This is a genomic window from Saccharopolyspora sp. MMCC62, assembly GCF_057736575.1.
Map to the genome: position 1 here is coordinate 125,980 of NZ_JBYKCM010000006.1, position 23,472 is coordinate 149,451.

Annotated in this window: 20 protein-coding genes; 15 read left to right on the forward strand and 5 right to left on the reverse strand. The window is 73.1% G+C overall.

Annotation, left to right across the window (positions count from 1 at the left end; all coding sequences use genetic code 11):
• The first annotated feature begins 22 nt into the window (after nucleotides 1–22).
• From AC29IT_RS16150 to AC29IT_RS16190, 9 genes are all read left to right on the forward strand, one after another.
• Entirely contained in the window at nucleotides 23–535 is a 513-nt protein-coding gene (locus tag AC29IT_RS16150) for a hypothetical protein (protein ID WP_488219233.1), read from the forward strand.
• Between the two features lie 67 nt (nucleotides 536–602).
• Nucleotides 603–1,163, forward strand: coding sequence for a TetR/AcrR family transcriptional regulator (locus AC29IT_RS16155; RefSeq protein WP_488219234.1), 561 nt, complete (start codon nucleotides 603–605; stop codon nucleotides 1,161–1,163).
• A gap of 48 nt (nucleotides 1,164–1,211) precedes the next feature.
• Entirely contained in the window at nucleotides 1,212–2,234 is a 1,023-nt protein-coding gene (add, locus tag AC29IT_RS16160) for an adenosine deaminase (RefSeq protein ID WP_488219235.1), read from the forward strand.
• 266 nt (nucleotides 2,235–2,500) lie between these two features.
• The gene (locus AC29IT_RS16165) at nucleotides 2,501–3,826 is read left to right on the forward strand and encodes an MFS transporter (protein ID WP_488219236.1); all 1,326 of its coding nucleotides are present in this window, start codon (nucleotides 2,501–2,503) and stop codon (nucleotides 3,824–3,826) included.
• A 268-nt stretch (nucleotides 3,827–4,094) separates the two neighbouring features.
• A complete protein-coding gene (gene ribA, locus AC29IT_RS16170; protein WP_488219237.1) occupies nucleotides 4,095–5,294 on the forward strand; it encodes a GTP cyclohydrolase II in 1,200 nt (399 codons plus the stop codon).
• Between the two features lie 135 nt (nucleotides 5,295–5,429).
• Nucleotides 5,430–6,533, forward strand: a complete 1,104-nt coding sequence (locus AC29IT_RS16175) for a mandelate racemase/muconate lactonizing enzyme family protein (protein WP_488219238.1) — start codon at nucleotides 5,430–5,432, stop codon at nucleotides 6,531–6,533.
• 77 nt (nucleotides 6,534–6,610) lie between these two features.
• Nucleotides 6,611–9,007 carry an aminobutyraldehyde dehydrogenase gene (locus tag AC29IT_RS16180; RefSeq protein WP_488219239.1) on the forward strand — a complete coding sequence of 799 codons (2,397 nt, stop codon included), beginning with the start codon at nucleotides 6,611–6,613 and terminating at the stop codon, nucleotides 9,005–9,007.
• A 616-nt stretch (nucleotides 9,008–9,623) separates the two neighbouring features.
• Nucleotides 9,624–11,120, forward strand: coding sequence for an MFS transporter (locus AC29IT_RS16185; protein ID WP_488219240.1), 1,497 nt, complete (start codon nucleotides 9,624–9,626; stop codon nucleotides 11,118–11,120).
• A gap of 222 nt (nucleotides 11,121–11,342) precedes the next feature.
• Nucleotides 11,343–12,524 carry a zinc-dependent alcohol dehydrogenase gene (locus AC29IT_RS16190; protein ID WP_488219241.1) on the forward strand — a complete coding sequence of 394 codons (1,182 nt, stop codon included), beginning with the start codon at nucleotides 11,343–11,345 and terminating at the stop codon, nucleotides 12,522–12,524.
• A 69-nt stretch (nucleotides 12,525–12,593) separates the two neighbouring features.
• On the opposite strand, the gene AC29IT_RS16195 is transcribed toward AC29IT_RS16190, so the two are convergent.
• Nucleotides 12,594–12,773: a hypothetical protein gene (locus tag AC29IT_RS16195; protein WP_488219242.1), complete on the reverse strand. Its 180-nt coding sequence runs from the start codon at nucleotides 12,771–12,773 to the stop codon at nucleotides 12,594–12,596.
• Between the two features lie 21 nt (nucleotides 12,774–12,794).
• Entirely contained in the window at nucleotides 12,795–14,006 is a 1,212-nt protein-coding gene (locus AC29IT_RS16200) for an MFS transporter (protein ID WP_488219243.1), read from the reverse strand.
• A 132-nt stretch (nucleotides 14,007–14,138) separates the two neighbouring features.
• Between AC29IT_RS16200 and AC29IT_RS16205 the strand changes: the two genes are divergently transcribed.
• Nucleotides 14,139–14,573, forward strand: coding sequence for a GNAT family N-acetyltransferase (locus AC29IT_RS16205; protein WP_488219244.1), 435 nt, complete (start codon nucleotides 14,139–14,141; stop codon nucleotides 14,571–14,573).
• 50 nt (nucleotides 14,574–14,623) lie between these two features.
• Here the strand turns inward: AC29IT_RS16205 and AC29IT_RS16210 are convergent, their stop codons facing one another.
• A complete protein-coding gene (locus tag AC29IT_RS16210) occupies nucleotides 14,624–15,760 on the reverse strand; it encodes a MalY/PatB family protein (protein ID WP_488219245.1) in 1,137 nt (378 codons plus the stop codon).
• A 38-nt stretch (nucleotides 15,761–15,798) separates the two neighbouring features.
• Entirely contained in the window at nucleotides 15,799–16,443 is a 645-nt protein-coding gene (locus tag AC29IT_RS16215) for a GntR family transcriptional regulator (protein ID WP_488219246.1), read from the reverse strand.
• Between the two features lie 87 nt (nucleotides 16,444–16,530).
• On the opposite strand from AC29IT_RS16215, the gene AC29IT_RS16220 reads away from it, so the two are divergent.
• Both AC29IT_RS16220 and AC29IT_RS16225 read left to right on the forward strand, forming a co-directional pair.
• Nucleotides 16,531–17,268: a DsbA family protein gene (locus AC29IT_RS16220; RefSeq protein ID WP_488219247.1), complete on the forward strand. Its 738-nt coding sequence runs from the start codon at nucleotides 16,531–16,533 to the stop codon at nucleotides 17,266–17,268.
• A 5-nt stretch (nucleotides 17,269–17,273) separates the two neighbouring features.
• Nucleotides 17,274–18,080, forward strand: coding sequence for a cytochrome c biogenesis CcdA family protein (locus AC29IT_RS16225; protein WP_358443318.1), 807 nt, complete (start codon nucleotides 17,274–17,276; stop codon nucleotides 18,078–18,080).
• A gap of 253 nt (nucleotides 18,081–18,333) precedes the next feature.
• Here AC29IT_RS16225 and AC29IT_RS16230 read toward each other — a convergent pair whose 3' ends face one another.
• Complete coding sequence (locus tag AC29IT_RS16230; protein ID WP_488219248.1) at nucleotides 18,334–19,758, reverse strand: L-lactate permease; 1,425 nt, start codon at nucleotides 19,756–19,758, stop codon at nucleotides 18,334–18,336.
• A gap of 598 nt (nucleotides 19,759–20,356) precedes the next feature.
• Here AC29IT_RS16230 and AC29IT_RS16235 point away from each other — a divergent pair.
• Genes AC29IT_RS16235 through AC29IT_RS16245 form a run of 3 tightly spaced genes read left to right on the forward strand, consistent with a single transcriptional unit; the run spans nucleotide 20,357 to nucleotide 23,465 of the window.
• Entirely contained in the window at nucleotides 20,357–21,676 is a 1,320-nt protein-coding gene (locus tag AC29IT_RS16235) for a salicylate synthase (protein ID WP_488219249.1), read from the forward strand.
• Nucleotides 21,673–22,770: a Gfo/Idh/MocA family oxidoreductase gene (locus AC29IT_RS16240; protein WP_488219250.1), complete on the forward strand. Its 1,098-nt coding sequence runs from the start codon at nucleotides 21,673–21,675 to the stop codon at nucleotides 22,768–22,770. The genes AC29IT_RS16235 and AC29IT_RS16240 overlap by 4 nt, the downstream gene beginning before the upstream one ends.
• Nucleotides 22,767–23,465, forward strand: a complete 699-nt coding sequence (locus AC29IT_RS16245; RefSeq protein WP_488219251.1) for a VOC family protein — start codon at nucleotides 22,767–22,769, stop codon at nucleotides 23,463–23,465. Before AC29IT_RS16240 ends, AC29IT_RS16245 begins: the two co-directional genes overlap by 4 nt.
• Nucleotides 23,466–23,472: the final 7 nt, after the last annotated feature.

Here is a 23,472-nt window from a genome sequence, read left to right on the forward strand (position 1 = left end):
TCGGAGCAGGGGGAGGGATGCCGTGCCGGAGCGGACGCTGCGGATCTCGGGCGTGGCAGAGGTGTCCCACCACCAGTACTTCCTGTTCGACGCGCGCACCGACCTCGAGGACGTGCGGCGTCCGTCCTGGCGCGAGGGCGCCGGGCTCGCGGCTGCGGAGCCCGGGTTGCTGGCGCTGTGCACGGGAATCCACACCGGATCGATCGCCCTGGCGGTGGAGCTCTGGGACGGCGCCCCGCCACTCGAACCCGGCTGGGAGGACGTGGTGGAGGTTCCGCTGCGCGTGTCGCCGGGCGAGCTGCGGGTGGGCCTGCTGCTGGCGGATCCCCCGTCCGAGCTGCGCACGCCGCTCCCGATCGGAGATCCGCGGTGCCGTGCCCGCGTGCACGCCACCGGCCGGGACGTGGGCTACGACGGCGTCGCGTTCGAGCCGGTCGAGGAACACCTGGTGCAGCTGTGGGAGACCGAGGTCGAGGGCCCGGTCCGCGTGCTGCGGGCGACGAGCGGCTGCGCGACCTGGCGGCTCGGGCCGTGAGCGGACCCGCCGGTGCGCGGGCCGATCATCGGCCGCCGCCGGACCCCGGCGTGGTTACGATCGCGCGGTGGCGAGTGGTTCTGGTGAGCGGGCGCGGCTTCTGGGCCTGACGCGCGAGTTCGTGCTGGCGCGCGGGGTGATCGGGCTGTCGTTGAGCGAGCTGGCCCGGGGGATCGGTTCGAACAACCGCATGCTGCTCTACCACTTCGGTTCGCTGGACGAGCTGCTCGGCGCGGCGATCGACGAGATCCTCGGCGGCACGGTGCTGCTCGACCGGCTCGCGGAGCTGTTGTGCGGGCCGGGTGGGACCGCGGACCGGCTCGCGGCCGCCTGGGCGCACCTGGCCGATCCCGATCGCCTGCCGCACCTCCGGTTGTTCTTCGCACGCTTCGGCATGGCCGTCGACCTGCCCGAGAAGTACGCCCGGTTCCTGGCGGAGGTCCGCGACCGGTGGACCGCGGTGGTCGCCGAGGCGTTGCGGGACGCGCCGGAGGTCGCGGATCCGGAGGCGACCGCGGTCGCGGTGGTCGCGCTGTGGCGCGGGCTGCAGCTGCAGCTGATCTGCGGGGAGCCGCGGTCCCGGGTGGACGCGGCGCACGTCCTCGCCGTCGGCGGGCTGCTCGGATAAGGTACGACTAGAAGTGAATCGTTCAGTTCACTTTTGAGGAGTCGTGCCATGACGGACCCGTTCATCCCGGCGCTGCCGAAGGCCGAGCTGCACGTCCACCTGGAAGGGACGCTGGAGCCGGAGCTGCTGTTCGCGATCGCCGCTCGCAACGGCGTCGACCTGCCCTGGCCGGACGTCGAGCAGGTGCGCGCCGCCTACGAGTTCACCGGCCTGGAGCACTTCCTCGCCCTGCTGTTCCGGGCGGCGTCGGTGCTGCGCACCGGCCAGGACTTCTACGACCTCGCGCACGCCTACCTGACCCGCGCCGCCGCCGACGGGGTGCGCCGCGCCGAGATGTTCCTCGGCGTGCAGACCTTCCTGGACGCTGGCGTGCCGATCGCCGACCAGCTGGACCCGGTGCTGGCCGCGATCGACGACGCCCGGGCCGAGCACGGCATCGACGGCGCGCTGCTCGTCACCAGCCAGCGGCACCGCACGCAGGGTGCCGCGCTGGAAGTCCTGGACCTGATCCGGCCCTGGGGCGAACGGGTGCTGGGCATCGGCCTCGGCGCGGCCGAGCGCGGCAACCCGCCGGCCGAGTTCGCCGACTACTACGCGACGGCTCGCGCCCGCGGCTACCGCACCACGATCCACGCGGGCGAGGACGGGCCCGCGGAGTACGTCCGCGAAGCCCTCGACGTGTGCAGGCCGGACCGCATCGACCACGGCGTCGCCGCCATCGACGACCCGGAGCTGGTGGCGCGGCTGCGCGATGCGGCGGTGCCGCTGACCGTCTGCCCGTTGTCGAACGTCGCGTTGCAGGTGGTGCCCTCGATGGCGGCGCACCCGCTGCGCGCCCTGGTCGAGGCGGGGCTGCTGGTCACCGTCAACTCGGACGACCCGCCGTACTTCGGCGGCTACCTCAACGACAACTACGAGGCGGTGCGCGCCCACCTCGGGCTGGGCCGCGCTGCGCTGGCCGAGCTCGCCCGGAACGGCTTCCGCGCGTCCTTCGACGATCCGGCGCGGATCGCCGCGCACGTGGCCGAGGTCGACCGGTGCGCGGCGGCGTTCCCCGCCGCGGGGAGCTGAGCGGCGGCGCCGGGTTCGCACCGGTTCAACAGTCCTAGTGAATGGGACTTGAGCCGTTGGGTTTGAAGCGATCTTCGACGTCCGATCGGCCTTCGCGGACGCCGTCCAGTGCAGATTCGTCCCGAAATATCCTTATTGTGAACCGATGTTTGCGGAAACGTCCTGAAGAGTGGCACAGTTCCCTCTCCAAGAGCCCCATGTCGTTCAGCGGGATCATGTCCTGCTGATCGGAGCACGGTCGCTCCGGGGTGGTCGGGAGGAGAACCGTGATCGAACCAGCAGAGCTCCCCGTGCGCGGGTCGGCGGCGGGGCCCGCGCGGAAGCGGCGGCTCGGCGTCGTCCTGTTCGGCACGAGCATCGGCACCACCCTTGAGTGGTTCGACTTCGGCCTCTACAGCGCGGCCTCGGCGCTGGTGTTCCCCGCGGTGTTCTTCCCCGCGCTGAGCCCGGCGACGGGAGTGCTCGTCTCGTTCGCCTCCTTCGGCGTCGGGATGGCGATCCGCCCGCTCGGCGCCGCCGTGTTCGCGAGCCTCGGCGACCGGATCGGCCGCAGGCGCACCATGGTGCTGTCGCTCGTGCTGATGGGGCTCGCCTCGCTGGGCATCGGCGCGCTGCCCGGCTACGCGAGCTGGGGCCCGGTGGCGCCGTTCCTGCTGGTCGCGCTGCGCTGCGTGCAGGGGTTCAGCCTCGGCGGCGAGGGCACCGCGGCGCAGGTGATGGCGCTCGAGCACGCCCCGGCGCGGCGGCGGGCGCTGTTCGGCTCGCTGGTGAACCTCGGCTCGCCGCTCGGGCAGGTCCTGGTGTCGGTGGTGCTGCTGGCGATGACCGCGCTGCTCGGCGAGGAGGCGTTCCTGGCCTGGGGTTGGCGCCTCCCGTTCTTCCTCGGCTGCGCGCTGGCCGTCGGCGGCTACTTCGTGCGGCGCGGCATGGACGAGTCCCCGGTGTTCGAGAACGCGGCGGCGCGCGGCGGGACGAGCGCCAGCCCGGTGCGCACCGTGTTCCGCAGCCATCCGCGGGTGATCGTGCGGCTGACCTTCCTGTGGGTGCCGAACATCGCGTGCAGCTACCTGGTGACGACGTACTCGCTGGAGTACCTGCACGGCGCGCTGGGGCTGCCCAGCGGCACCGGGTTCGCGCTGGTGCTGGTGACGAACCTGCTCGGGGTGGCGGCGGTCCCGCTCGGCGGCTGGCTGGCCGACCGGTTCGGCCGCAAGCCGGTGCTGTACTCGTTCGCGGCGTTGAGCCTGGTCGGCACGCTGGTGTACTTCCCGTTGCTCGACACCAAGTCGTGGCCGCTGATGCTGCTGGCGAACGCGGTGACGCTGGTGTCCGACTACGTCGAGTTCGGCGTGCTGGCGGTGCTGTTCGCCGAGCCGTTCCCGACCTCGCTGCGCTTCTCGGGGCACGCCGCGGTGTACACGCTGACCAACATGGTCGGCGGGAGCCCGACGCCGCTGGTCGCGGCCCTGCTGCTGTCGGTCACCGGGTCGCCGTGGAGCATCGCGCTGCTGCTGGCGGCCGCGTACGCGGTGAGCCTGGTGCTGATCCACCGCACGCCGGAGACGCGCGATCGCGAGTTCGGCGCCAGCTGATCTGACCTGTTCAGAATATGAACGAACCGGGCTCATTGTGCGGTGACTCGGACTGCTCGTCAAGGGTCGATGTGGGCGAATTCCGCGGTAATTCGGTTGAGTCGGCCGAATCGGGTTCGGGCGGGGCGCTTGACGGCGGCGGAGGTCGCTGCCACTCTGGTTTGAACGCAACGGTCACTATGTGAACGCATTCGTCCCGGTGTTGAGCATGGCGGAAGGACGGCGATCGCAGGCGGACCGATGAACCACCCCGTGCCGAGGAGAACCGATGTCCGAGCTCGCCGAAGCCCGCACCGCACTCGCCCGCGGCGGCATGGTCCTCGTCGTCGACGACGAGGACCGCGAGGACGAGGGCGATCTGATCATGGCCGCCGAGCACGCGACCACCGACGACGTCGCCTTCTTCTTGGAGCACACGTCCGGATTCCTGTGCGTCGCCGTCGACGAGGACCGGTCCCGCGACCTCGGACTCGACCTGATGGTCACCGCCAACACCGAGAGCCACGGCACCGCGTTCCTCGTCAGCGTCGACCTCAAGCACGGGACCGGCACCGGCATCAGCGCGGGGGACCGCGCCGCCACCATCCGCGCCCTCGCCGATCCGCGGACCGCGCCGCAGGACCTCGCCCGCCCCGGGCACGTGCTGCCGCTGCGGGCCAAGGCGGGCGGCGTGCGGGAACGCGCCGGGCACACCGAAGCCGGCGTGGAGCTGTGCCGCCTGGCCGGGGCGAGCGGCGCCGCGCTGCTCTGCGAGATCGTCACCCCCGACCGGCGCGACATGATGCGCCGCCCCGCGCTCGACGACTTCGCGGCGCGGCACGGCATCCCGATGGTGACGATCGCCCAACTCGTCGAGCACGCGCGCACCTCCGGTCCGGCGACCGCGCGGACCGGGCGTGCCGAGATCCCCACCGAGCTCGGCACCTTCCAGGCCACCACCTACCGCGGTGCGGGCGACGTCGAACACCTCGCGCTGACGATGGGCGACCCGTTCGACGCGGGAGCGCCGCTGGTGCGGCTGCACAGCGAATGCCTCACCGGCGACCTCGCCGGATCGCTGCGCTGCGACTGCGGCAGCCAGTTCCGGATGGCGATGAGCGCCATCGCCGAAGAGGGCCGCGGCGCGCTGATCTACCTGCGCGGGCACGAAGGACGCGGCATCGGGCTCGGGCGCAAGCTGCGGGCCTACGAGCTCCAGCAGCAGCGCGGGCTGGACACCGTCGAAGCGAACGTGGCGCTCGGGCTGCCCGTCGACGGCCGCGACCACGCCGACGCCGCGCGCATCCTGCACGACCTCGGCGCGGGCTCGGTGCGGCTGATGACGAACAACCCCGACAAGGTCCGGGCCCTCGCCGACCACGGCATCACCGTCGCCGAGCGGATTCCCCTCGAAGCACCGGAGAACCCGCACAACGCCGGCTACCTCGCCACCAAGCGCGCCCGCATGGGACACCTGCTGCACGCCTGAACCCGCTCCCGGAAGTCCCGCGCCGCGGGAGCGGAACCTCGGGCGGCCGCCGGTGCTCTCCCCGGCTCCCCGGCAGACGGGGGAATTCGGCACGAAGTCCGCGGGCGAACCCGCGCGCACGTTCGGAGGAACACGGTGAAGATCGCGGAAGTCCACGTCCACCAGCACGGCCTCCCGGTCCGCGGCGGTGCCTACAAGATGGGCCACTCCGAAGTCCGGTTCCTGACCAGCACGCTGGTCCGGCTGGTCGCCGACAACGGGCTGGTCGGCTGGGGCGAGACCTGCCCCATCGGGCCGCTGTACGCCGAGGCCCACGCGGCCGGTGCGGTCGCGGCGCTCCGCGAGATGGGGCCGGGACTGCTCGGCGCCGACGTGCGGCCGGTCCCGCTGCACCGGCGGATGGACGGGCTACTGCACGGGCACCGCTACGCGAAGGCGGCCGTCGACATCGCCGCGCACGACCTCCTCGGCAAGCACCTCGGCGTCAGCGTGTCCGACCTGCTCGGCGGTGCGCTCGTCGATCGGGTGCCGTCCTACGCCGCGCTCGGCGTCGGGCCGCCGGACGACACCGCCCGCCTCGCCGCGGAGAAGCGCGCCGAAGGCTACCCGCGGTTGCAGGTCAAGATCGGCGGCAGGCCGGTCGACGAGGACGTGGCCGCCGTCCGCAAGGTCGGCGAGGTGCTGCGCGGAACCGGCGTGCGGCTCGCCGTCGACGGCAACCGCAGCCTCGGCACCCGGGACGCGCTGCTGCTGAGCCGGGAGTGCGCGGACGTCCCGTTCGTGCTGGAACAGCCCTGCGACACCCTCGACGAACTCCGCGCGATCCGCCCGCTGCTCGCCCACCCGCTGTACGCGGACGAGAGCAGCACCGGGCTGGACGTGGTGGTCGGCGCCGCGGGAACCGGCCTGGTCGACGGCTTCGGCGTGAAGATCACCCGGGTCGGCGGGCTGCACCCGATGCGCGCGGTGCGCGACGTCTGCGCGGCGCGGAACCTCCCGCACACCTGCGACGACTCGTGGGGCGGCGACATCATCGCCGCCGCCTGCGCCCACGTCGGCGCGACCACCCGCCCGGAACTGCTGGACGGCGTGTGGATCGCCGCCGACGGCATCGACGGGCACTACGACGACGAGCACGGCGTCCGCATCGACGCAGGCCACATCGCGGTGCCGCGCGGGCCCGGGCTCGGCGTCGAACCCGCGGACGGCCGCTTCGGCGACCCGGTCGCCTCCTGCTGAAGGACCGCTCCACGCGCAACCGGCCGCCCGGGGAGGCGAGCCGGGCATCGAACGCACGCAACAGGAAGGGTTCCGGAATGTCGCCGCAACTGAGTGGAGTTCTCACCGCCCTGCCGACCCCGTTCACCTCCGGCGGCGAAGTCGACGTGGCCGCCCTCGGCCGCGTGGTCGACCGCAGCATCGACGGCGGCGTCGACGGCCTCGTCGCCTGCGGCTCCACCGGCGAGTTCGCCGCGCTCGACGAGGACGAGCGGCGCCTGGTCGTGGAGACCGTCGTCGCCCGCGCCGCCGGGCGCGTGCCCGTCGTCGCCCAGACCGGCGCCGTCAGCACCGAGCAGGCCATCCGGCTCTCGCAGCACGCCCAGCGGTGCGGGGCCTCGGTCGTGATGCTGGTGACCCCGTACTACGAACCGCTCACCGAAGCGGAGACCGAGCAGTACCTGCGCACCGTCGCCGCCTCCGTCGACATCCCCGTGATGCTCTACAACCTGCCCGCGATCACCGGCGTCGACCTGTCCCCGGACGTCGTCGGGCGGCTGGCCCGCGAGGTCGACAACATCCGCTACATCAAGGACACCAACGCCGACATGTCCCGGCTGCGGCAGTTCGTCCACCACCACGGGGAGGTGATCACCACCTTCGGCGGCTGGGACACGCTGATCCTCGCCGCGCTCACCGAGGGCGCCGCCGGTGTGGTGGCGGGCAGCGCGAACCTCGTGCCCGCGGAACTCGTCTCCGTGCACCGCGCGCTGCGGGCGGGGGAGCTCGACCGCGCCCGCGCCGAATGGGCGCGGCTGCACCCGCTGATGGACTCGCTGATGACGGTGCCGTTCATCCCCGCCGTGAAGGCCGTGCTGAACGCGGCGGGCCTGCGGGTCGGCAGCCCGCGCAGCCCGCTGCTGGACCTGCCGCCGGACACCGCGCGGCGCGTCACCGCGCAAGCCGCTGCGGCGCGCGGCGAAGCCTCGGCCGGACACGGCGCACCGGAGCCCGCGGCGGTCCGCCGGTCCACCGACGCGCGCCCGCTCGCCGCGGCGGCCGAACTGCCCCCGGCGCGCCACTTCATCGCGGGCGGCTACGCGGACTCCACCTCGACGCGGCTGCTCGACGTCATCGATCCCTGCACCGAACAGGTCCTCTGCCGCACCCCGGACGGCACCACCGAGGACGTGGACCGGGCCGTGGCCGAAGCCGTCGCGGCGCGCGGCTCCTGGGCGCGGCGGGTTCCGAAGGACCGCTCCGACGTGCTGCACGCCATCGCCGACCGGGTCGAGGCCAACGGGGATCTGCTGGCACGGCTGGAATCCGCCAACACGGGCAAACCCCTCGCGGTCGCCCACGACGACATCGCGGGCACCGTCGACACCTTCCGGTTCATGGCCGGGGCGGTGCGGGCCACCACCTCGATGTCGGCGGGCGAATACCTCGACGACCACCTGTCGCTGGTGCTGCGCGAACCCGTCGGCGTCGTCGGCGTCGTGACGCCGTGGAACTACCCGCTGATGATGGCCGCGTGGAAGCTCACGCCGATCCTCGCCGCGGGCAACACCTGCGTGCTCAAACCCTCCGAGATCACCCCGGTGACGACGGTGAAGTTCGCCGAACTCGTGGCGGACCTGCTGCCACCCGGCGTGCTCAACATCGTCACCGGCCGCGGCGACGTGGTCGGCGCGCGGCTCGCCGCGCACCCCGACGTGGACCTGGTGGCGCTGACCGGATCGGTGCCCAGCGGGCGGGCCGTGGCGCGCGCCGCCGCCGAGAGCCTCAAGCGGGTGCACCTGGAACTCGGCGGCAAGGCACCGGTCCTGGTGTTCGCGGACGCCGACCTGGCCGCCGTCGCCGAGACGCTGCGCACCGCCTCGTTCTGGAACTCCGGGCAGGAGTGCGGCGCGGCCTGCCGAGTGCTCGTGCACGAGTCGGTCGCGGCGGAACTCGTCGACCACCTCGTCCGCGAAGCGGGCACGCTCGTCACCGGAGAGCCCACAGTGGACGGTGCGGAGATCGGTCCGCTGGTGTCCCGGGCGCACTTCGACCGGGTTCGCGGGTACCTGGAACGCGCGCAGCGGGACGGTGCGCGCGCCGCGCTCGGCGGCAGAGCGCTCGACGGGCCCGGCTACTACATCGCCCCCACCGTGCTCGTCGACGTGCCCGAAGGCGCCGAGATCGCTCGCGAAGAGGTCTTCGGGCCCGTCGTCACCGTCGAGACGTTCCGCGAGGAAGGAGAGGCGATCCGGCGCGCCAACGACGTGCCCTACGGCCTCGCCGCCTCCGTGTGGACCGAGAACGCGCGCCGCTCGCACGACGTGCCCGCGCGGCTCGACGCGGGCACGGTCTGGGTGAACTCGCACCTGGCGCTCGCCAACGAGGTGCCGTGGGGCGGGTTCAAGGGATCGGGGTACGGGCGGGACCTGTCGCTGTACGCGTTGGAGGACTACGCCAGGACCAAGCACGTCATGCACAACCACTCCCGGTGAAATGCCCGCCTGGATTCTTTGATCCGGGGGTGGGGTGGCGGAACCTCAGCGCTTTCCTCGCTGCGGGATCGATTTCACCGGTGGCTCCTCCACAGGAGAAATCGCTGTCCTCGCGAGGAAAGCGCTGAGAACCCGCGGCGGTGCCGGTTGCTCTGGTGGTCGCTGCTCAGCGGCTTTGCCGCTGATAGGGCGAAGGCGAATGCCTTGTGCTGGGTGTCGTTCGGGGTGGTGGGCGAATCGCCGGTGGTTACGGGGTTTCGGCGTGCCCCGGGGTACCGCCACGTGGGCGAACGGGGCTGCTCCAGAGGCGGTGGTGCCGGGATTGTCCTGATGTGGCAACGGGTTTCGGGATTCGGAGTTCACCTGTGGGACGTGCTGTCCGGTCCCGCGGCGGGCTTACCGGGGTTCTCCCTCCGATGTGCACCGCCGTTCGGTGAAAGCCTTGACTCGTCCGCGTGACTCTGCCAAGTTTTTGGTCGCTGCGTTCGAAATATGAACACAGGTGGAAGGTGTTGTCCTTCGAGGACGGCTCGCCGCCGCGGCCGTCCACCTGACGGTCGGCCGCATTCCGAGCCGTGCCACCCCGAACCACGCCGACCGCCGGAGAGGGACAACGATGTCCGAACCGAGCAGGAGCCGCCCGTCCGCGGGCACCCGCAGGATCAGAGAAGAGGACTGCATCGTCGTCGACCGGCCCGCGCTCATCCGCGCGCAGCTCGGCGCCGGCGTGGGCAACTTCATCGAGTGGTACGACATCGGGGTCTACGGCTACCTCGCCGTCACGCTGACCCAGGTGTTCACCGCCGGGATGGACGAACGGCTCGGGCTGCTGGTGACGCTGCTCGGGTTCGCGGTGTCGTTCCTCGTCCGCCCGCTCGGCGGGATGATCCTCGGGCCGCTCGGGGACCGGATCGGCCGCCGCAAGGTCATGTTCTTCACCATCGCGCTCATGGCCGTCGCCACCACGCTGATCGGCCTGCTGCCGGGCCCCGGGCAGATCGGTGCCTGGGCCGTGGTGCTGCTCTACCTGCTGCGCATCGCGCAGGGGTTCTCCACCGGTGGCGAGTACTCCGGTGCGCTGACCTACGTCGCCGAGTTCTCGCCGGACCGGACGCGCGGGTTCTGGACCTCGCTGCTCAACAGCGGTTCGCAGCTCGGTTTCGCCGCGGGCGCCGGCGTGGTCGCCGTGACCTCCGGCATCACCACCCACTTCTGGGGCCCGGACGCGATGGTCAACGGCGGCTGGCGCATCCCGTTCCTGCTGGCATTCGTGCTCGGCGCCGTCGCGCTGCTGCTGCGCAGCCGCATCGAGGAATCGCCCAGCTTCGAGGCCGCCCGGGCGACGACGGCGGAGCAGGCGGCCGACCCGCTGTTCACGCGGCACAAGCTGCCCGGGGTGTTCAAGTTCTACTGGCCGCAGGTCGTGGTCGGCCTCGCGCTGATCGGCGCGGACGGTGCGTCCTCGTACACGCTGACCAGCTACATGCCCACCTACCTCGAAGTCGAGGTCGGCATCGCCACCACGCACACCGCGATCGCCACCGTCGCCATCCTGCTGCTGCAAGCCGTGCTGCTGCCGGTGTTCGGGCGGATGTCGGACAAGCTGGGGCGGCGGCCGGTGTACGTGATGGCGGCCGTCGGGAACCTCGTGCTGCTGCTGCCCGCGTTCGCGCTGATGCGGGTCGGGGCGCCGTGGGCGCTGTACGTCGCGCTGGGGCTCGTGATGATCCCGTCCACGCTGTTCCTGTGCATGAACGCGGCCGTGATGGCCGAGCTGTACCCGACCGCGTCCCGGTACTGCGCCGTCGGGTTCACGCAGAACACGGCGACCTCGCTGTTCGGCGGCACGGTACCGCTGGTCTCCCAGCTGCTGGTGGAGATCACCGGCAACACCTACGCGCCCGCGTTCTACGTCATGTTCTTCTCCGCCATCGCGCTCGTCGCGGTGCTGTTCATGCGGGAGTCCGCCGCGCGCCCGCTGCTGGGTTCGGTCCCGGTCGTGGCCAGCGGCGCGGAGGCCCGCGACCTGGTCGACGGCCAGGACGAGAACGACCGCCTGGACACCTCCACGATGCTCCTGGCCCCCCTCCCACCGGTCGAAGAGCGCACCTGAGCCGTGCCCGTTCCGCCGTCGCCGATCCGCGGCGGCGGGCCGGCGCGGCCGGGGCGTGCTGACGAGCCGGGCGTGCCGACGGCCAGGGAGCCCTGACCGCCCGGGCGTGTTGTCGGTCCGGTCGCCCGATCGGTCGGGGACCGCGACGGTCCGGGCGCTGATTGACCGCGGCCGCCGCCGGGTAGGCGGGGGGCGTCGTCCCCGGTGCGCGGAGGTGGTCGTGTGAAGGCGTTGACCTGGCAAGGACCCCGGCAGGTCGAGGTGCGGGACGTTCCCGACCCGCGGTTGGAGGAGCCGACCGACGCGGTCGTGCGCATCACCAGCACCGCGATCTGCGGCTCGGACCTGCACCTCTACGAAGTGCTCACCCCGTTCATGACCCCCGGCGACGTCCTCGGCCACGAGCCGATGGGCGTCGTGGAGGAGGTCGGCTCGGCGGTGGACCACATCCGGCCCGGAGACCGGGTGGTGGTGCCGTTCAACATCTCCTGCGGGCACTGCTGGATGTGCTCGCGCGGCTGGTACGCGCAGTGCGAGACCACCCAGGTCCGCGACCAGGGCACCGGTGCGCCGCTGTTCGGCTACAGCGAGCTCTACGGCAGCGTTCCCGGCGGGCAGGCCGAGCTGATGCGGGTGCCGCAGGCGCAGTTCGGCCCGATCAAGGTGCCCGAGGGGCCGCCGGACGTGCAGTTCCTGTACCTCTCGGACGTGCTGCCGACCGCGTGGCAGGCCGTCGAGTACGCCGACGTCCCGCCGGAGGGCAGCGTCGCGGTGTTCGGGCTCGGCCCGATCGGCCAGCTGTGCTGCCGCATCGCCGCGCACCGCGGGTTCCGCCCGATCGGCGTCGACCTGGTCCCGGAACGGCTGGACATGGCGCGACGCCGCGAGATCGAGACCATCGACGCGTCCGAAGTGGACTCCCCGGCGGACCGCATCCGGGAGCTGACCGACGGGCGCGGCACCGACTCGGTGATCGACGCCGTCGGGATGGAGGCGCACGGCTCACCGGTCGGGGAGCTCGCGCAGAAGATCGCCAGTGCGCTGCCGAGCGGGATCGGCGGGCCGATGATGGAGAAGGCCGGGGTGGACCGCCTCGGCGTCCTGCACCAGTGCATGGACGCGGTGTGCCGCGCGGGCACGATCTCGCTCAGCGGTGTCTACGGTGGCATGGCCGATCCGGTGCCGATGCTGACGCTGTTTGACAAGGGCGTTGCGGTGAAGATGGGGCAGGCGCACGTGAAGCGGTGGATCGACGACCTGCTGCCGCTGGTCGGCGACGAGTCCGATCCGCTCGGCGTGCACGACCTGGCGACCCACGACCTGCCGCTGGAGGAGGCCCCGCACGCCTACGAGCTGTTCCAGAAGAAGCAGGACGACGCCATCAAGATCGTGCTGGAACCGTAGCCGCGGGTCCGGATCGGGTTGCGCGCCGCGTCGACCTCATCGGGCGCGACTCGACGCGGCGGTGACGCCTCACCAGTGCGGGAGGGCCTGGCCGACGGCGTCGCGCTGGTCCTCCACCCAGGAGGCGGCGACGAGGCCTTCGGCGAACAGCTGCACCGCGACGTGGTCGGCGGTCCGCCGGTCCGGCAGCGAATCCGCGAACACGCGCTCCACCCCGCCGTTCTCCCGCGCGTACAACACCCTGAACATGCCTGCTCCCGTTCGTCCGCGTCACCGCTGGAGGTCGGAATCCCGCGCCTCGTCCGAGCCGGGCGCTCGACGGGACGCGTCCACGGTCTCCGGTGACGGCCGCACGGCCCGGCCCCCGAGGACCAGCGCCGCGACGGCGGCGAGGGCGAGGGCGGCGGAGAAGCCGGCGAACCCGGTGGCGAAGGTGGCAGCCCCCGCGGCGACGCCGATCAGCAGGGAACCCAGTCCGGTGCCGGAATCGAAGCCGATGTTCCACGCCACGGACGTGACGTGCCGGTTCGCGGTTCCGGCCCGGTCGAACGCCTGCACCAGGGTGACGCTCTGCAGCCCGCCGTAGGCGACGCCGAGCAGCAGCATTCCCGCGAGCAGCGCGGCGGTGCCGGGTGCGGGCCCGACGGCCGAGGCGGTCAGCAGCAGCCCGGCGCTCCCGCTCAGCAGCAGCGCGACGTTGATCGGCCGCGGCGGGTACCGGTCCACCAGCACCCCGCAGACCCAGCGCGCGACCGCAGCGGTGGCGGTGGTGGCGAGCAGCGCGGCGGTGGCCAGCGCGGGCGTCGGGGTGAACTGGGGCGCGAAGGTGAGCACGGCGCCGCCGCTGGAGGTGACCACCAGGAGCAGGACCAGCGGGAGCGCGATGCGCCGCAGCACCGCGCCCGCGGGCTCGTCGGGTTCGCCGGACCGGGCGGGCTCGTCGACGCGCGCCGCGACCGCACGCCCCAGCCCGCGCGTCCACGGCAGCGCCAGCACGGGCAGCGCACCGCAGGCGAGGACGGCGGGCAGCCCGATCGCGCTGACCAGACAGGGAGCGGCGGGCGTGAGCAGCACCTGCGGAACGGCGATCGCGAGCCCGTACAAGCCGATCGCCGCGCCCTGCTTCCCGCGCGGGGCCAGCACGGACACGGCCGTGGACCCGCAGACGGTGAGGATGCCGAACCCGAGCCCGCGCAGCGCGGTGGTGCCCAGCACCGCGGGCAGCTGATCGCTCAACGCCTGCAACGGGGCTGGCAGCCCGAGCAGGAGCGCACCGAGGGCGAGCGTCCACGTCCAGCCGATCCGCCGCAGCACCGCCCGGACGCAGAGCTGGGAGAGCACCGTCGCCGCCATCAGCACCGCGGTGACCAGCCCGGATCCGAACTCGTCCGCCCCGCCGCGCAGCGCCCACACCGGCGACACCGGCACCAGCAGGGCGAACCCGGCGAAGCAGCAGAACACCACCAGCAGCAGGTGCGGCATGGCGGGATCGCTCAGGACGGAACGTTCGGCGCGTGACGACATGGAACTTCGCTGGTCCTCGGGATCGGCGACGACCTCCGGGCGGAGACCGTCCCTGCATTGCACCACGCGAGGCGGACCCGGGACTCCACCGTGAGATGTTCATCCCCGGGGGCATCGGAACTCCCACCCGCCGAGCTCATCGCGGACGCGGCGGCCGAGGAACTGCGCGACGTCGAATCCGGACGCCAGGAACTGCTCGTCGAACGCGACGGGGGACTGCTGGTCGGGATGGTGCTGATCCGCGGGAAGGAAGGACGGGTGTTCCGGCACCGCGCCGAGGTGCGGAAGCTGATGGTGCACCCCGAACGGCAGCGCGGCGGGACCGGACGCCGCCTGCTGGCCCGCGCGGTCGAGCACGCGAGCGGGCTCGGGTTCCGCCAGCTCGTGCTCGCCACCCGCGGCGGCACCCACCTGCCCGAGTTCTACCGCCGCCGGGGCTGGGTCGAGGTCGGCCGCTTCCCGGCGGCGTTGCAGGTCGCGCCCGGCGACTTCCGCGACGAGCACTGGTTCCAGCGCGAGCTCTGACCGGCCGAGCCGATGATCCTAAGTGGACAATCTGCCCGTCCCCGGCGGGTTCAGCGGGCGAGCCGGTCCACGGCCTCGACGACGGTCTCCGGGGCGCAGGCCAGGTTCATGCGGGCGAAGCCGGCTCCCGGCGAGCCGAACGCCGGTCCGCTGGAGAGCGCGACCCGGGCGTGCTCCAGGGCGTGCGCCGCCGGATCGTCGCCCCAGCCGAGCTCCCGCAGGTCCAGCCACGCCAGGTAGCTCGCCGCGGGCCTGCGCAGCCGGGCTCCGGGCAGCTTCACCGCGAGCTGCTCGTCCAGCAGCGTGAAGTTGCGCTCGACGGCGGTGATCGTGTCGTCCAGCCAGCCCCGCGCGCGGGTGAAGCCCTCGCGCGTCGCCATCAGCCCGAGCAGGCCGGCCCGGAAGGTCACCTCCTCCGGCAGGTCGCGGAGCAGTCCGGTCATCCGCTCGGACTCGGCGACGAACAGCGCCGCCTTGAGCCCGGCGAGGTTGAACGCCTTGCTGCCGGACTCGGCGGCGATGCCGTGCTCGCGGGCTTCCGCCGAGACGGTCAGGTAGGGCGTGAACTCGTGGCCGTGGTGGGTCAGCGGCGCGTGGATCTCGTCGCTCACCACCACCGCGCCGTGGCGGTCGACGATGCGGGAGAGCTCGACGAGCGCCGCGCGCGAGTGCACCAGCCCGACCGGGTTGTGCGGGTTGCACAGCAGCACGGCCCGCGCCCCCGCGGCCAGCGCCCGGTCGATGCCCGCGAGGTCGAGCTCGTGGCGCTCGCCGTCGTCGCGCAGCGGCACCTCCACCACCGTGCCGCCCGCCTCCGGCACCAGGTCGAAGAACGGCGGGTAGATCGGCGGGTTGATGATCACGCCGTCGCCGGGGGAGATGAGGCGCCGCAACGATTCGACGATGACGACGCTGACGTCGGTGGTGCAGCGCATCCGCTCCGGCGCGGGCGACCAGCCCCAGGTGTCGGCCGCGTAGGACGCGAACGCCGCCGCGGCGCGGGTGTCCTGCGGGTCGACGTAGCCGGTGTCGCCCGCCTCCACCGCGGCCAGCAGCGCCGACTTGATCGGCGGCGCGAGCGGGAAGTCCATCTCGGCGACGAACATCGGCAGCACGTCCGGGTCGTGCGTGCGCCACTTCTCGCTGCTGCGGCGGCGGAGCGTCCACATCGGATCGGCTTCGGTCATGCGCCCTCCTCGGTTCTCGGTCGCGCGGCGGGAAGAACTCACGACGCGTCGCCGTAGCTGTTGGTGAGGTGTTCGCGCAGGGTCGTGGCGAACACGTCGCCGTCCCCGGCCGCGGCGGCGTCCAGCAGCAGCCCGTGCTCGGCGACGATCCCGGCGGCGCGGTCCAGCAGCCGCCGCCCGTAGCTGAACAGCAGGAAGCGCTGCCGGTCGGCGAGCCGGTCGTAGAGCTCCAAGACCACCTCGTTGCCCGCGGCCGCGACGAACGAGCGGTGGAACGCGATGCTCAGCTCCACGAACGCCGTCAGGTCCCCGGCGTCGAGGACTTCCTGCTGCCGCACCAGTTCCGGGCGCATCTCGGTGGCGAGCGCCGCCAGCGCGCGCGGCCGGGCGGCGCGGACCGCGCCCGATTCGAGCATCGCCTTGGCCTCGGCGAGTTCGGCGACGGCGCGGTCGCTGAGGGTCTGCACGAGGGCGCCGCGCTTCGGGTAGATCGTCAGCCAGCCCTCCTCCTGGAGTCGGACCAGCGCGGCCCGCACCGGCGTGCGGCTCACTTCCAGTTCGGCGGCGAGCGTCGCCTCGCTGAGCATCGTGCCGCCGGGGAAGCGCCCGGTGAGGATGCCCTGCCGGACGTGCCGGTAGGAGCGCTCGTTCGCGGAGCCCTCGTCGAGCGTGGTCCTGGCCATCGTGCCGCCTCTCGTCGTCGCCCCCGAGCCCCCATCCTCCCAAGCAGGCCCGCGGGCCGTTGGGATGCAACATGTATCCTAGTGCGAGTGACGAATCGATCCGCCGACAGCCCGGATGATCTAGCGGCGAAGTACCGCCGGTCCAAGATCGCCAACGTCGTCCTCGCGGCCCTGTCCGCGTTCCTGCTCGTGGTGGTGGTCGCCCAGCTCTCCACCGCGCAGCCCGCGCCGAACGCCGATGGCGGCGCGGCATCCCCGCCGCAGCAGGCGGCCGCGGGCGTCGAGACGCGGGACCCGGACGACCCGATGGCGCTCGGTGCCGCCGACGCGCCCGTGGTGCTGGTCGAGTGGACCGACCTGCGCTGCCCGTACTGCGCCGTGTTCAACCGGGACACGCTGCCCGCGCTGGTCCGCGAGTACGTGGACTCGGGGAAGCTGCGCATCGAGATCCGCGACGTCTCCTTCTTCGGCGAGAAGTCGGCCACCGCCGCCGTCGCCGCCCGCGCCGCCGGGAACCAGGCCATGTTCCCCGAGTACCTCGGCGCCGTGTACCGCGTCGCGCCCGAATCCGGCCACCCCGACCTCCCACGGGATCGGCTGATCGGGTTCGCGAAGGAGATCGGCGTGCCCGACCTCGCGAAGTTCACCGCCGACCTCGACGACCCGCGGCTGCTGGACGCGGTGCAGCAGAGCACCGGCGACGCGCAGCGCCTCGGCGTGAACAGCGTGCCGTTCTTCGCCATCGGGAACTCGGCGCTGTCCGGCGCGCAGCCGATCGAGAACTTCCGCGAGTTCGTGGACTCCGCGCTCGCCGGCGGGAAGTAGGGCGCGTGGAACTGGGACTGCTCGGCGCGTTCGTCGGCGGGGTGCTGACCCTGCTGAGCCCGTGCTCGGTGATGTTGCTGCCCGCCTTCTTCTCCTACGCCTTCACCGCGCCCGGCGCGCTGGTCGCTCGCACCGGGGTGTTCTACCTCGGGCTGATCACGACGCTGGTGCCGCTGGGCGTCCTGGCCGGGACGCTCGGCGCGTTCGTGAACGAGCACCGGGAGGCCTTCGTCGGCACGGCGGCGGTCGTGGTGATCGTGCTCGGGGTGCTGATGCTGCTGGACGTGCCGCTGCCGATGCTGAGCAGGACGCAGCGCTCGGCCGGCACCTCGACGGCGTCGGTGTACGCGCTCGGCACGATCTACGGGCTGGCCGGGGTGTGCGCCGGTCCGCTGCTCGGGGCGGTGCTGACCTTCGCGGCGGTGTCCGGGAACGCGCTGCGCGGCGGGATCGTGCTGCTGGTGTTCGCGGCCGGGATGGCGCTGCCGCTGCTGGTGCTGAGCCTGCTGTGGGACCGGTTGCCGTTCGTGCGCGGCCTGGTGCGTCCGCGGCCGGTGCGGATCGGGCGCTGGGAGAACACCTGGACCGGGGTGATCGGCGGGCTGCTGACCGCGGCCGTCGGGGTGCTGATGCTGGTCACGCGCGGAACGACGAGCGTCGGCGGCGTGTTAGGCGCCTCCGACCAGGCTCGGCTCGAAGGCCGGGTCCTGGAGTTGTCCGGGACCGTGCCGGACTGGGCGGTGGTGCTCGTCGTGCTGGTCGCAGCAGGAACAGCCTGGCTCCTGCTGCACCACAGGAACCGGACTGGCTGACGGTTCCACTTCTGTTGCTCGGTGGGCGGGTGGCGGAACCTCAGCGGGATTCTCGCTGCGGGATCGTTCGCACCGGTGGCTCCGCCACAGGAGAAGGCGCTGTCCTCGCGAGAATCCCGCTGAGAACCCGCGGCGGTGCCGGTGTCTCAGGTGGTCGTCGGCTCAGCGGCTTCGCCGCTGACAGGAAACCGACATGTGGCTTCCTGGGCAGTCGGCCGTTCCATCCTGCATCGGAGTGGATCTGCGGGGGGAGTCAGGCGAGGGCGAGGACGAGGAGGCCGAGCAGGACCGCGGATGTCGCGGCGGCCCCGGCGAGGACGCCGTGGGCGGTGCCGGGCAGCCGTTCTCCCGGCGGCAGCGCGACGGCGGTGGCGAGCGCGATCCGCGGCGGTGACGCGATGATCGCGAACGAACCGGCCACGTTCTGGCCCGCCACCGCGATCAGCGGCGTCGCACCGAGCCCGGCCGATGCGGTCGCGGTCGCGGCCGAGAACATCGCCGCCGCGCCGGTGTTGGACCCGGTGAGGTAACCGCCGAACGCCCCGATCGCGGGGATCGCCGCGACGAACCCGTACCCGGCGTGCGCGGCCGCCGCGGCGAGGTGCTCGGCCATCCCGGTGGTGGCCATGACGATGCCGAGCACCATGAACAGCACGGCGTTGCCGGCGATCGGCACCCACCGGCGCACGGCGGTGCGGAGCACCCGCCACCGGTCCGCCGCCGGGACGTCGAGCGAGCCGACGGCCACGGTAGCGGCGATCACCAGCCACACCGCCGGATTCGCCACCACCACCGCGGCCGGACCGCCCGCGCCCAGCAGCGCCAGGACCGCGGTGGCGGCGAAGATCCCGCCGACCAGCACGCAGTACGGCAGCAGCGCCAGCCCGAGTGCCCGGTCCACCGCCGGGAGCGGCCCGTTCGCGAGCCGGGTCCGCGCGAGCAGCCCCGCGATCACCGCGGCCGCGGCCAGCACTCCGGCCGGTGGGAACAGCACCAGGTTCGCCGCGATCAGCGCCACCCACTCCACGAGCACGACCGTCGAGGTCAGCACCAGCTGCCGCGGTGCCGGGCGTCCGACGTCGAGGGCGAGCACGGCGCCCGCGCTCACCACCAGGACGGGCAGCGTCAGCAGCGCCGACCACAACCCGAGCTCCCCGGAGTCCACCCCGCCCAGCCGCGCGGCGATCAGGGTGCCGGGCCCGAGCGAACCCCACGGCACCAGCACCATCCCGAGCAGCGCGGACACCACCGCCTTGACCGGCGACAGCCCGAGCCGGACCAGCAGCGGTGCGGTGATCACCACGCCGAGGCCGAACCCGGTGACGGACTCCATGAACGGCGTCAGCCCGAACACCAGCAGCAGCAGGGTCGCCGTGCGGTCCGCGCCCCGTTCGGCGCCGTCCAGCCAGTCGGCGATCCGGTCCTGCGCACCGCCGCGGCGCATGGCCTCGGCGAGCCCGACGCCGCCGAGCAGGATCACGGCGACTTCGACGACGGTGGGCGCCATGCCCCGCGCGGCGGCGATCCCTGCCGCGTCCGGCGGGAACTCCAGCAGCGCGGCGAGGGCGGCGGTGACGAGGCCCGCGGCCGCGGCCCACAGCGATGGGACGCGCACCGCCGGCAACAGCAGCACGACGAGGATGGGCGCGGCGGCGGTGAGCAGCGGGACCGTTGTCATGGCACGTCCGGGGCGGGTCGGCGTCGGGGCGGACCGGGCGGGCTACCGGTCGTCGCGCGAGAGCCGCGAACCGGCCCTCGCCGCGGAAACTACCGATGTCCGGTGCGGAGGTGGCATCCGGTGCCACCGTTTTCCCCGCACTGGCACCGATTTCGCCCGCATTGTCCACTGTGGGCTAGTGAGTCGCGGACCTGGCGAGCTTCGGTGGATCGACGACTCCAGGTGATCGCGCGGGCGTCGGCCGTGGGGGCGGCCCGCGTCCGAGAGGTGCGTCACCCGCGCGTTGCTGCGGCCGCCCGAACGAGCGCTGGTCCGATCGGGCTACGGGCCCGTGTGCTGCAAGACTCAGCCTTGGCTGCATTGACAATCATTTTCAACAAGGTCTTAGATGGTGGTCGCGCACGGTCCGGCGAGGGAGCCGGTCCTCGTTGCGGCGGCGATCAACTCAGGTTAGCCTAACCAAAGTTTACTGGGGTGGCGTGACGGACCGTGATCCGTCCGCCGTGGATTCACGAAGCCGGGTGGCGCCGATCGGTGCTGCCCGCACCTGGGGCCGTGCGCGATCGCGATCAAGCGCGGGAAAGTGGGAGACGATCAGATGACCTCCGTTGGCGGTGCGGTGGAGCGCCGCATCCGGTTCGACGGCGACGCGCTCGCCGCAGCGGCCGGGCTCTGCGCGGAGTCCGCCGAGCAGCACGTGCTCTACGAGCACGGCGGTGCGATCCGGTGGGCCGAAGGACGGCGAGCCGAAGTCCAGGTCCGGGCGACCGGTGCGACCCTCGTGCACGGCGCGCGGCGCACCGAGTTCCCGGTGCGCACGCACCCGCTCGCCGCGGCCGGAGCCGCGCTGCGCTCGCTCGGCGGGCCGCGGGCCTGCGGCTGGGTGAGCTTCGAGCTGTCCCAGGCACACCGCGACGCGGTCGCCGCCGAGGACGTGCTCGCCTGGTTCCTGGTGCCCGAGCGGGAAGTCCTCGTCGACGACGGGACCGCGCTGCTGCGCGCCGCCGACACCGCCGAGCTCGACCGGCTCGAACGACGGCTGCGCGCCCCGGCCGTCGCCGCGCACGAACCGGCCGCCGCCGACCTGCTCGAACACGGCGCCGCGGAGTACCGCGACGGAGTCCGCGAGGCCGTCGCCGAGATCCGCGCGGGACGGCTGGACAAGGTGATCCTGTCCCGCCCGGTCCCGGTCCCCGGCGAGATCGACCTCGCCGCCACCTACCTCGCCGGGCGCCGCGCGAACACCCCGGCGCGCTCCTTCCTGCTCCGCCTCGGCGGCTGGGAAGCCGCCGGTTACAGCCCGGAGATCGTGGCGAAGGTCGGTGCCGACGGCGTCGTCACCACCCAGCCGCTGGCCGGAACCCGCGCGCTGGCCGGAGATTCCGAAGTGGACGGTGCGCTGCGCGCCGAGCTCTACCGGGACGCCAAGGAGGTCTACGAGCACGCGATCTCGGTGCGGCTCGCCGCCGAGGAGCTCGGCGGGGTGTGCGAAGCCGGATCGGTGCGCGTCGCCGAGTTCATGCACGTCGAGGAACGCGGCAGCGTGCAGCACCTGGCCTCCGAGCTCAGCGGCGTGCTGCGCGCCGACGCCGACGGGTGGGATGCGCTGGCCGCGCTGTTCCCCGCCGTCACCGCCTCCGGCATCCCCAAGGGACCCGCCGGTGCGCTGATCCGGCGGCTGGAGCGCGAGGAGCGCGGCCTCTACAGCGGCGCGGTCGTCGCCGTGGACGGGGCCGAGCTGGACGCGGCGCTGGTGCTGCGCAGCGTCTACCGCAAGGACGGCCGCACCTGGCTGCGCGCCGGTGCGGGCGTGGTCGCCGACTCCGACCCGGACCGGGAACTGGAGGAGACCCGCGAGAAGCTGCGCAGCGTCTGCCGCCACCTGGTGCCCGCCGCGGAACCGGCGGTGACCCCGTGACCGGGGCGCGTCCGCTGCGCGTCGTCGTCGCGGGCACCGCGTTCGGGCGGATCTACCTGGACGCGGTGCGCTCGGACCCGGAATCGTTCGAACTCGCCGGAATCCTTTCCCAGGGCGGTGCTTTCTCCCGCGCGCTCGCCGCGGAGCTCGACGTTCCGTCCTACGTGGACCCCGATCAGGTGCCCGCCGACGTGGACGTGGTGTGCGTCGTGGTGCGCTCCGGCGCCACCGGCGGGGCGGGCTCGGACCTGGCGCGGGCGTTCCTGCGCCGCGGCACCCACGTGCTGCAGGAGCACCCGGTGCACGCCGCCGAACTCGCCGAGAACCTGCGCGCCGCCCGCGACGGCGGAGCCGCGTACGCGGTGAACACGCTCTACCACGACATCGCGCCGGTGCGGGTCTTCCTGGACGCGGTCCGGCGGCTGCGCGCCGAGCACCCGCTGCGGTTCGTCGACGCCGCCTGCAACAGCCAGGTGCTCTACCCGCTGCTCGACGTGCTCGGGCGGATAGCCGGAACCCTTCGGCCGTGGGCGTTCGGCGACTGCGACCCGGTGCCGGAACGGCTCGCGGCGCTCGCGGTGGAAGCCCAGCCGTTCCGCGCGCTGCACGCCGTCGTCGGCGGCCTGCCGGTGACGCTGCGGGTGCAGAACCAGGTGCACCCGGACGACCCGGACAACCACTCGCACCTGCTGCACCGGATCTCGGTCGGCACCGACGCCGGCGTGCTGGAGCTGGCCGACACGCACGGGCCGGTGCTGTGGAACCCGCGGCTGCACTCGCCGCGCGACGAGACCGGCAGGCTCGTGCTCGCCGGTCCCGGCACCGAACGGCTCGCGGTGCCCAGCACCTCTGTGCTGCAGGAGGCGCCCGGCACCTTCCACGACGTGTTCGCGCAGCTGTGGCCCGGTGCGGTGCGGACCTCGCTGCTGCGGCTGCGCGCGGACATCGACCGGCCCGCCCGCCGCGCCACTGCCGGGCAGTGGGCGCTGTCGGTCTCGCAGGCCTGGGCCGACCTGACCGCGAAGCTCGGGATGCCCGAGGTCGTCCGGCCCCCGGAGCCACCCGTCGTCGACCGGCGGGAGCTGGTCCGATGAGCGCCCGATGTAGTCACGTGCTGCTGCGCGTCGCCGACCTCCCGGCCGCGGTCGCCGACTTCCGCGCCGCCGGGTTCCAGGTCGACTTCGCCACCGCGGAGGAACGGGCGCTGCACGCGCACGTGTGGTTCCCGGACGGGCCGATCCTCGAACTGCTCACCACGCCGCGCGGCGCGCGGTGGTTCCGGCTGCCGCTGGAGCTGTTCTTCGGCCGCGGCGCCGGGAAGCGCATGGTGCGCTGGGCCCGCCAGGGCGAAGGCTTCTGCGACGTCGCCGTGCTGACCCCGGCCGAGGGCTTCGCCGCCCGGCTCGCCGCGCTCGCCCGGGCCGGGGTGCCCAGCGGCCGGGCGGTGCGCTGGAAGCGGCGGCGCCCGGACGGGGCGCGCACCGAGTTCTCCTTCGCCTACCCGCGCCACGACCGGCTGCCGTTCTTGGTCACGCCCTACGACCCGCCGCAGCACCCGCCCGCCGTGGCGCACCCGAACGGGGCCACCGCGCTGCGCACCGTCGAGGTGGGCGTGCGCGCGCAGGACCTGCCCGCGTTCCGCGCGATCCTCGGCGACGCCCCCGGGTTCCGAGTGCGGGAAGCGCCGGTCACCGAGGTGCTGGCCGTCGAGATCGCCGGGCTGGACCACGACGTGGACCCGGCGCTCACCCGCGGCGCCGTGCTGCGCGCGGCCCCCGGCGGCGACTAGCCGCACA

Coding starts and splice junctions, on each gene's coding strand:
- AC29IT_RS16235 (WP_488219249.1), top strand. CDS start 20,357: ATGACCTCCGTTGGCGGTGCGGTGGAGCGCCGCATCCGGTTCGACGGC.
- AC29IT_RS16215 (WP_488219246.1), bottom strand. CDS start 16,443: ATGGCCAGGACCACGCTCGACGAGGGCTCCGCGAACGAGCGCTCCTAC.
- add (WP_488219235.1), top strand. CDS start 1,212: ATGACGGACCCGTTCATCCCGGCGCTGCCGAAGGCCGAGCTGCACGTC.
- AC29IT_RS16210 (WP_488219245.1), bottom strand. CDS start 15,760: ATGACCGAAGCCGATCCGATGTGGACGCTCCGCCGCCGCAGCAGCGAG.
- AC29IT_RS16230 (WP_488219248.1), bottom strand. CDS start 19,758: ATGACAACGGTCCCGCTGCTCACCGCCGCCGCGCCCATCCTCGTCGTG.
- ribA (WP_488219237.1), top strand. CDS start 4,095: ATGTCCGAGCTCGCCGAAGCCCGCACCGCACTCGCCCGCGGCGGCATG.
- AC29IT_RS16195 (WP_488219242.1), bottom strand. CDS start 12,773: ATGTTCAGGGTGTTGTACGCGCGGGAGAACGGCGGGGTGGAGCGCGTG.
- AC29IT_RS16185 (WP_488219240.1), top strand. CDS start 9,624: ATGTCCGAACCGAGCAGGAGCCGCCCGTCCGCGGGCACCCGCAGGATC.
- AC29IT_RS16245 (WP_488219251.1), top strand. CDS start 22,767: ATGAGCGCCCGATGTAGTCACGTGCTGCTGCGCGTCGCCGACCTCCCG.
- AC29IT_RS16200 (WP_488219243.1), bottom strand. CDS start 14,006: ATGCCGCACCTGCTGCTGGTGGTGTTCTGCTGCTTCGCCGGGTTCGCC.
- AC29IT_RS16180 (WP_488219239.1), top strand. CDS start 6,611: ATGTCGCCGCAACTGAGTGGAGTTCTCACCGCCCTGCCGACCCCGTTC.